Annotated in this window: 7 protein-coding genes and 1 pseudogene; all 8 read right to left on the reverse strand. The window is 39.2% G+C overall.

Annotated elements, in window-relative coordinates:
- Nucleotides 1–165: 165 nt before the first annotated feature.
- Complete coding sequence (gene rfbD, locus F1E73_RS13260; RefSeq protein WP_150452169.1) at nucleotides 166–960, reverse strand: dTDP-4-dehydrorhamnose reductase; 795 nt, start codon at nucleotides 958–960, stop codon at nucleotides 166–168.
- Entirely contained in the window at nucleotides 939–1,484 is a 546-nt protein-coding gene (gene rfbC / locus F1E73_RS13265) for a dTDP-4-dehydrorhamnose 3,5-epimerase (protein WP_150452170.1), read from the reverse strand. The genes rfbD and rfbC overlap by 22 nt, the downstream gene beginning before the upstream one ends.
- A 373-nt stretch (nucleotides 1,485–1,857) precedes the next feature.
- Nucleotides 1,858–2,721 (reverse strand): glucose-1-phosphate thymidylyltransferase RfbA, encoded by an 864-nt coding sequence (gene rfbA / locus F1E73_RS13270; protein WP_150452171.1) that lies wholly within the window; start codon nucleotides 2,719–2,721, stop codon nucleotides 1,858–1,860.
- 209 nt (nucleotides 2,722–2,930) lie between these two features.
- A complete protein-coding gene (locus F1E73_RS13275; RefSeq protein WP_394334912.1) occupies nucleotides 2,931–3,239 on the reverse strand; it encodes a four helix bundle protein in 309 nt (102 codons plus the stop codon).
- 278 nt (nucleotides 3,240–3,517) lie between these two features.
- Nucleotides 3,518–4,561, reverse strand: a complete 1,044-nt coding sequence (rfbB, locus tag F1E73_RS13280) for a dTDP-glucose 4,6-dehydratase (RefSeq protein ID WP_191089019.1) — start codon at nucleotides 4,559–4,561, stop codon at nucleotides 3,518–3,520.
- On the reverse strand, nucleotides 4,558–5,619 hold the full coding sequence (locus tag F1E73_RS13285; protein ID WP_150452173.1) for a hypothetical protein: 1,062 nt from the start codon (nucleotides 5,617–5,619) through the stop codon (nucleotides 4,558–4,560). The genes rfbB and F1E73_RS13285 overlap by 4 nt, the downstream gene beginning before the upstream one ends.
- Before the next feature lie 6 nt (nucleotides 5,620–5,625).
- Nucleotides 5,626–7,311, reverse strand: a complete 1,686-nt coding sequence (locus tag F1E73_RS13290; protein ID WP_150452174.1) for a DUF6909 family protein — start codon at nucleotides 7,309–7,311, stop codon at nucleotides 5,626–5,628.
- Nucleotides 7,312–7,862: 551 nt separating this feature from the next.
- A pseudogene (locus F1E73_RS13295) lies at nucleotides 7,863–8,649 on the reverse strand (GH3 family domain-containing protein); the annotation flags it as partial.

An 8,649-nucleotide genomic window follows, 5' to 3' on the forward strand; every position in this document is an offset into this window, starting at 1 on the left:
TAAAGTCAGAGCAAAAATTTTAGCCGATCGGCAAAACTACGATTTTAAATACTCTTTATCCCTTTTATAATAATTTTCAGCTATTTTAAGATTATTTTCGGTAGCTATATTAATCGCTTAAACTGTTGTGGTTATGATTAGTAGGTTAGTGTTCGACGATTTTTTTTACAGCAAAACACTATACTTTGGCCTTTCAGCAACCGTCTGATAACTATTGTCCTTGATGATCTTTGTATTGTTTTTTAGATTATTCTCTTCTATGATGTTTAGCGCGAATTGATACCAGCTCATCGCATTCCCATCGGTGAAATGGTGAATCCCATAGACATGGTTCTCGGTCGTGATAAGGTTCACAAGAAACTTTGCCAAGTTTTCCGAATTGGTGGGGCAGCCGGTTTCGCGGTCCGTAATTCGAAGTGTTTCTCCTTTCTTTGCTTTTTCCAAAATAGTCTTATAAAAGTTTTTTCCGTGAGTTTTATGGTATAACCAAGAGGTGCGAACAATAAAATGGTTGCGCAAGATCTCCTGTAGATATTGTTCTCCGGCTAATTTAGATTTTCCATATTGATTAATAGGGTTAGGGGAGTCGTGTATGGTGTATGGGGAACCTTTCTCACCATCAAATACATAATCTGTGGATATATGAATTAGTATTACCTGATTCTCCATACAAGCTAGGGCCAGGTTCTTAACCCCCTCAGCATTTACTTTAAAGGCTATTTCCGGAGTCTTCTCTGCCTGTTCTACATTGGTATAAGCCGCGCAATTAATGCAATAATGGAAATTGCCAATTTTGAAATATTGGTTTACCATCTCAAGATTAGTGATATCCAACTCCTTGGAATCTGCAAATACAAATTTTAGGTTGCTATAGTGGCCCGAGATGTCTTGTAGACTGAGGCCCAATTGTCCGTTGGCTCCAGTAACTAGGACCCGTTTTATATCTTGAGATCTTTCCATAAGGGGAGTTCTAAGTCTTTTTCGGAGATTACCAATTGGTTTACTGGGACTTCCCAGTCTATATTTAAATCCGGGTCGTTATAACGTATACCTGCTTCCGATTCTTTGTTGTAGAATGCGTCGCACTTATAGGCGAAAATCACCTCATTACTCAAGGCTAGAAACCCATGTACCATACCCTTTGGTATAAAAATGCATTTCCTGTTTTCTGCAGAAATATTAAGTTTAAAGTGTTGCCCATAGGTAGCACTCCCTTCGCGAAGGTCTACCACCACATCTAAAACCTCGCCCTGCAGTACCTGCACCAATTTAGCCTGTGCATACTCGCCTGTTTGAAAATGGAGTCCCCGTAAGACACCTTTTCTTGAAACTGAGATATTGTCTTGAACGAAATCTACAGAATAGCCAGTAGCTTCCTCGAAATTCTTTTTGTGATAGGATTCAAAAAATAGGCCTCTATGGTCCTTATGGATTTGAGGCTCTAAAATAAAGCAGCCATTTAATGGGGATTCTGTGATTGTCAATGTGTGTGTTGTTATCTAGTTATGCTGTTATGGAGTTATGTTGTATTCTTTAAATAGGTTATATGGCTATATAGTTATAATGTTATCCTGTTGTGGTGCGTTATATTTTCATAACTGTTTAACCATTTAATTTTTTAACTGATTTAGTTATAAGGCTATATAGTTAAACGGTTATGTTGTGATAATGTTTTCAAGTAAATTACTGTTTTTCAATAAGGGACTTTTTACTTCCTTTTACATCCCCCTTAATCCCCCTTAATCCCCCTTAATCCCCCTTTGAAGGGGGCAGGGGGATGTTATCCCTGGCATTATTATTAGTTAGCTATCCTATTTCATCTTCTTCATAACAACGTCATTTCATTGTAACCTCCTCTCACTCCTTAATAAGCTCCAATAAGTGCTTCCCGTATCCACTTTTTAAAAGGGGTTGTGCCAATTCTTTTAATTCTTCCTTGGAAATATATCCCATGGTATAGGCAACCTCTTCTAGGGCACCTATTTTAAGTCCTTGTCGTTCTTCTATGACCTCTACAAACTGACTTGCCTGCATTAATGAAGCAAAGGTACCCGTATCTAACCAAGCGGTTCCGCGATCCAAAATACTGACTTGCAATTTACCTTTTTCTAAATAGGTTTTATTGATATCGGTTATCTCCAATTCGCCTCTTTTACTGGGTGTAACATTCTTTGCGATGTTTACCACCTCATTATCGTAGAAATAAATTCCCGGAACTGCATAGTTGGATTTAGGATTTGCTGGTTTTTCTTCTATACTAATGGCTCTTCCTTCGGCATCAAATTCTACCACCCCATAACGTTGTGGGTCTTGTACATGATAGCCATAAATAATTCCGCCATCGGGATCATTGTTGGCCTGTAATAGTTGGGCCAATCCCGAGCCATAAAAGATATTGTCCCCTAATATCAACGCCACCTTGTCCTTCCCTATAAATTCTTCTCCAATTATAAAGGCTTCTGCTAAGCCGTTGGGATTGTCTTGGGTAGCATATCTAAAGTCACAGCCTAATTGCGATCCGTCACCCAACAAATTTTGAAAGAGTGCCTTGTCCTGCGGGGTGGTGATTATGAGAATCTCCCTGATTCCCGCCGACATAAGCGTAGACAAGGGGTAGTAAATCATGGGCTTATCATAAATGGGCATCAGTTGCTTGCTCACCGCCATGGTAATGGGGTATAGCCTAGTTCCTGAGCCTCCTGCAAGTACGATTCCTTTCATGGTGGTGTTATATTGTTATCAAGTTATCATGTTACGGAGTTATCAAGTTATATTTCGCCTTCTTCATAACAGCTTAACTTCATCACTTCGTAACTTGGATCATATTGTTATCCAGTTATGGTGTTATGTTGTGAAGATGCATTCTTAAAGTTTCTTCATCATAACTGTGTAACTAGGTCACTTTTTAACTAGGTTAATTAACTGTAAACTTAAGCATTCAAACTCTTTATTAATTTTGTTAGCATTCGTCTTATATAAATGATTTTTTCATTAACCGCTGTATTAGTGGTACTATAGTTTAACCTATAAGCAATTTCCAATTGTGTTTCTACTTCCGCCAAAGACCCAAGGGCTATATACAAAAACCTAGTAAATTCTTTACGTCCTTTCCTACCCGCTCCTTCGGCAATATTTGATGGTATAGATATACAACTTCGACGTATTTGACTTGTGAGTCCAAATTGCTCCTCTTTGGGGAATGATTTAGATAGGTCATAAACCTCAATCACCAGATCCATAGATTCCTGCCATACCTTTAAATCTTTGTGAGATTTTATTTCCAAATTAATGTTGTTGTCTTGTTTAATGTTGTCTTTTTCAAAACAACGTAACTTTATCACTAGGTTATCCGATTATCGAGTTATCTTGTGGTGATGTTATCGAGTTAAGTTTATTATCAGTCTCTCATATTCAATTGTAAATTACTCCCCCTTTCATCATAACTTCATAACATGATAACTCCATCACTTCATAACTGCGTAACTTCATAACAGCATAACAACGTAACTCCATCACTTTATTTATACTGCCTCTCATAATACTCCCGATAATCCCCGGAAGTAACACGTGCCAACCACTCCTCATTCTCCAAATACCAATCAATAGTCTTGGCCAATCCTTCTTCGAAGGTTACGGAAGGCTCCCATCCTAGTTCCTTATTAATTTTAGAGGAGTCAATGGCATATCTTAGGTCGTGCCCAGGTCGGTCCTTGACGTAGGTGATCAGTTTTTCACTATCTCCCGCCGGTCTTCCCAGCTTTTCATCCATTTGCTGGCACAATAATTTTACCAGGTTGAGGTTGGTCCACTCGTTAAAGCCGCCTATATTGTAGGTCTCTGCATTTTTTCCTTTATGGTACACAAGGTCAATGGCTCTGGCATGGTCCTCAACATACAGCCAATCCCGGGTGTAATTCCCATCGCCGTAAACAGGCAGGGGTTGTTTTTGAATGATATTGTTGATAAATAGGGGAATTAGTTTCTCCGGAAAGTGATTGGGCCCGTAATTGTTGGAGCAATTGCTGATTACATAGGGCATGCCATAGGTTTCCCCATAGGCCCTTACAAAATGATCGGAACTTGCCTTGGAGGCAGAATAGGGGGAATTGGGGTCGTAGGGGGTTGATTCGGTAAATAACCCTGTTTTCCCCAAGGAGCCGTATACCTCGTCCGTACTTACGTGATAAAAACGCTTTCCTTCATAATTATCTTGCCAAAGGGATTTAAAGGCGTTTAATAGATGTACGGTACCTATCACATTGGTTTTTACAAAGGCCATGGGATCGGTTATAGATCGATCTACATGGGATTCTGCTGCCAAATGGATTACCCCGTCGAACTTGTGTTTTTGGAATATGGTGTCAATAAATTCGGCCTTCGTTATATCTCCTTTGATAAAAGTATAGTTGGCGGCCGATTCCACATCGATTAAGTTCTCTAAATTCCCAGCATAGGTCAACGCATCCAAGTTATAGATGTGATAGTTAGGATAGGTGTTTACCAACCGCCTTACCAGGTGGGACCCTATAAAACCAGCCCCGCCGGTTACTAATATCCTCATAATTTTTCTTTATTATAATTTTTTAAAAAGATGTTTAATTCCAATAAACCTAAAATTATTAATGTTATGAAAATAAGCACAATAGGGATTCTGAACTTATTACTCTTAAGGAGCCCTTTTATTTCTACTCCTTTCCTAGGAAAGGCGGAAATTACATTTAGGATGCTAGATTTATTGGCGCGTTCCGTGTTCAGGTTCACTAGGTTCTGTTTCAATCGCTCTACTTGATTGATCAAGGCCAATTCCTTGTTTTCCTTTCCATCTCCCTGACCTAAGTTAATGCTTGTACCTTGCATGGGTTTCTCGGCCTCCTTTATCATAATTCGCTTGTACAACTGTTGTAGGGAGTCTATCTCCATCAGCTGTTTCTTGTACAAACTATCCTGTAAACTAATATTATGATCACTGATGTTTTGTTGTAATTTAAAATATTCGTTTCTGGAAATGGAGTTGATAATGGAGGGTTGAATTTTCTTAGCCACACTGTTATTCGAAGAAATTACTGATATAGTATGGAAGCGAGCATCTAATGAATTGAAATTTTTTAGAAATTTCTGCATGTCGATAGCTTTTTTTGTGGTGGAGTCTAAACTTCGTACAAATTTATCGAATAATTGTACTTTTTGATTTTCATCTGCATAGGATTCAACCACAAATCTATTGATGTGAGAAGCTTCTTGGACTGTAATATTTAATGCCTCTGATAATGCAATAGAATCTCGTGCTTGTGCGAGTTCATCAAAAAAATTAATGTTGTTGTACAGTTGCTGTACACTATTAAAATTAGGCTCTACCACCATGGTAGAAATATATTTGGGCGTTTTGGTCATGTCTAAATAGATACCCAAGGCCAAACCAATAACAGCAGCAATAGTAAATTTCAAGAAATGCCTTTGTAAGAAAAGCAGGAATAATATAATAACGTGAAAAATACCCTTAAATATATTCCCTATAAAGCGGAAGATTTTTTTAAAGGCATTGCCAATTAATTGAAACAGTTGTCCCAGATCAATTTCCTCCGAAGATGCGCTGTTGGGTGTTTGTGGTTTATCGGACATATAAACTTAAGAATTAAATATTTGTGTTAGAATTTTGTCGGTAATCAAATAAGTAGGTTTTACCCCCGTGGTCCCCAAGCCGCCAGAAGCCAAGGTGCTTCCTGTTTCCAAAGGATTGTCCGAAGCGTAATAGGCGTACCGCACCTTTACATCCTCCCTAATGCTTTTTCGTATCTTGGAAGCAGATTGTATGGCCTTTTGGTAGTGTACGCCTTCCATTTCCAGACCAATGACCCTCCAGGTAGATTCATGGAAGTATTTTAGGATGTCCTTGTTCTGCAAGGAGGTTCCTAATACGGTCACCATGGTGCCCTCCTGTACTTTTAACCCATTTCCTTCAAAGTCGGACTTACTCAATTCGTTTTTAAAAGGGTAATTGTCCGAACTTCCTTCAAAGATATGGGCAAATGGTATCATGATATCTCCCTTGCCACCATCTAGTATTCCGGCCTTCCCCATGATGGAGACGGAATCGACATTTAAAAATACCTCTTGGTCTTTATCTATTTTATAAGGCTTTAATAGCTCGTCTATGGTTTCATAGGCTTGTTCTCCAAAGGCGTAATCCATCACAAAAAGTACGGGGATGTCCTTTTCGGCCGTTTTCTTTAGCTCATAGCAACAGGCGCCTTTAACCAACTTGGCCAGATCAAAAATCTGAACGTCTATATTGGTCCCAGAAACATCATCTATGGCGATCATGCCGTTCTTTTTGGCTAAGGCGGTAACCTTATTTCTTAATTTTGAGTTTTCCGTTTTGCTCAAGGCCTCAAAAATGGTGAGGTCATCGCTGTTGGCAAATTCCTTGGATAATGCCTTTTTAGCAAACAGGGAATTCATAACACTGTGCATATTGGCACTTATTATATGGATGGGGCGTTCTAACAGATTGTGCTCGCGCATTGTTTTCTTAATCGTATTGGCCCAGCGCTCTCCATGGATGTGGTGGCCCAGTCGCTCCCGCAACATGGGGCTAAAGGTGATGGCGCGTTTATTTCCAGTAGTTTCTTCCTCTATGGCCAATTTCCCTAACCAATAGACAATTTTTAAGAATCGCTCCGGTTCCTTTTCCGTAGAGAGCATTTTATGGATGGCCATGACTTCTATAAACGGTCTGCCCATCACATTGGCTGCATGGGTCAATGCCACTTCCCGTTCCCGCTGGCTCAACTCCTCTTCTTTTAGTGCTGCTTCCTCCAATTTTACCCAATCGCGGATGGTTTTATCCGAATCGTCAATTAAGGCACGTTTGCTTATTTTTTCGGACTCTATAAAGAGAAAGGTAAGGTGGGTAAGGATGTCGTAAATGTCCGACCGGCCCCGGGTAATCTCAATATTCATCTGCTCATCGTCTATACGGTAGCAGTTTCTGCGTCTTTTGGGCGGAATAATCGGTTTAAATTGGGAGCTAGAATACCCCTCGTCCGAAGTTAAGTTAATGTACCGGCACTGCTCAATACCCTCGGGCAAACGCTCCAATACATAAATAAGTCCATTTAACTCCGACTTTTCCTCGGCAATGGAACCGTATATCTCCGGTCTTAATTGTAAAAGGGATTGCCTAAGGGCAGCACCTGATACTCCCGAAGGCTTATAGAATCCACGATTGAACAAATGACGCATGGTAATGTACAGGCGTTCAATGGCATTCGTAGACTCTTGGGCTTTAGTGGTGTTGGTGTAATTATTCATAATTGAATTTCATGCAAAACTACAATATATATTGATATTTAGTAAGGTGGAATATTGTCAACTAGCTATAACCTAGCTATAACTAATGGGAATTCATCTACAAATTCCGGATTTTTAATACAAATATAGCTGGATTCTAGTGAATGATGACGGATAAGATAGAAGTTAGTATAAGAATTTTATAGTGCTTGTGGAATTAAACCAGTTAAGCGGTTTAAGGGTTAAAAGGCTAAGAAGGACAATCAGCATAACAAGATAACTCGATAACATCATAACCGTAGTTACGAAGTTACGCTGTTATGAAGTTATGAAGAAAAAGACCTAACCAAGTGAACAAAATTACAAGTTAAGTGGTTTAAGGGTTAAAAGGCTAAGAAGGACAATCAGCATAACAAGATAACTCGATAACATCATAACCCTAGTTACCAAGTTACGCTGTTACGGAGTTACGAAGAAGAAAACATGACTTAAGTAACAACATCACAAAAAAAGCAGTTAAATAGTTAAAATGCTAGGAGGAACAACCACCATAACTCCATAACTTTATACTCCTACACCCTAAACGCATCCAATCCCTCGGCTACTTTTCGGTCATTGGAGAGTCGTTGTACCTTATTTTGTCCCCCTAATTTCCCGATGGATTTCATATACTCTTGGAATCCGTCTTTTTTAATTTGAGTAATCTTTAGGCGCTGTAAAATTTTGCCTTTTATTAGGTCAAAGTAATAGGTATTCTGTTTTTGAAGGGAGGTGTCCAGTATTTGGTTAAATTTTTCCAAATCGGTGGGTAGCTGTTCAAATTCTATCAACCATTCGTGGTAGGGTAACTCTTCTCCGCTAGGATTAATCTGTGGGGCAACGGTAAATTCGTTTATTCTAGCATCGGTGGCTTCAATGGCCTGCCGCATGGCTTCTTCCACTTCCTTGCCAATAACATGCTCCCCAAAGGCAGAAATAAAGTGTTTTATTCTCCCGGACACTATTATTTTATAGGGCTTTAAAGAAATAAACTGAACGGTATCTCCAAGATTATAGGCCCAAAGTCCGGCATTAGTGGATATGATCATTACATAATTAACACCTATTTCCACATCCTTTATAGTAAGCCGCTTAGGGTTTTCCTCAAAAAACTCGTCCGACTTAACAAACTCGTAGAAAATCCCCGAATTCAATAGCAATAACATGCCTTTTTCGGTTTGGGAATTTTGATAGGCAAAAAATCCTTCGCTAGCAGGGAATAATTCTATACTGGCTACTCGGCGACCAATAAGATTTTCAAATTTTGCTCGGTAAGGTTCGTAATTGACACCTCCATAGATAAACAGTTCAAAATTATTA

The organism is Arenibacter lacus (assembly GCF_008711145.1).
In the GTDB taxonomy this organism is placed as follows: Bacteria; Bacteroidota; Bacteroidia; order Flavobacteriales; family Flavobacteriaceae; genus Arenibacter; species Arenibacter amylolyticus.

Excerpts from the sequence above, each read along its gene's own strand:
- rfbD (WP_150452169.1), bottom strand. The coding sequence starts at position 960 with ATGGAAAGATCTCAAGATATAAAACGGGTCCTAGTTACTGGAGCCAAC.
- rfbA (WP_150452171.1), bottom strand. The coding sequence starts at position 2,721 with ATGAAAGGAATCGTACTTGCAGGAGGCTCAGGAACTAGGCTATACCCC.
- F1E73_RS13275 (WP_394334912.1), bottom strand. The coding sequence starts at position 3,239 with ATGGATCTGGTGATTGAGGTTTATGACCTATCTAAATCATTCCCCAAA.
- rfbB (WP_191089019.1), bottom strand. The coding sequence starts at position 4,561 with ATGAGGATATTAGTAACCGGCGGGGCTGGTTTTATAGGGTCCCACCTG.
- F1E73_RS13285 (WP_150452173.1), bottom strand. The coding sequence starts at position 5,619 with ATGTCCGATAAACCACAAACACCCAACAGCGCATCTTCGGAGGAAATT.
- F1E73_RS13290 (WP_150452174.1), bottom strand. The coding sequence starts at position 7,311 with ATGAATAATTACACCAACACCACTAAAGCCCAAGAGTCTACGAATGCC.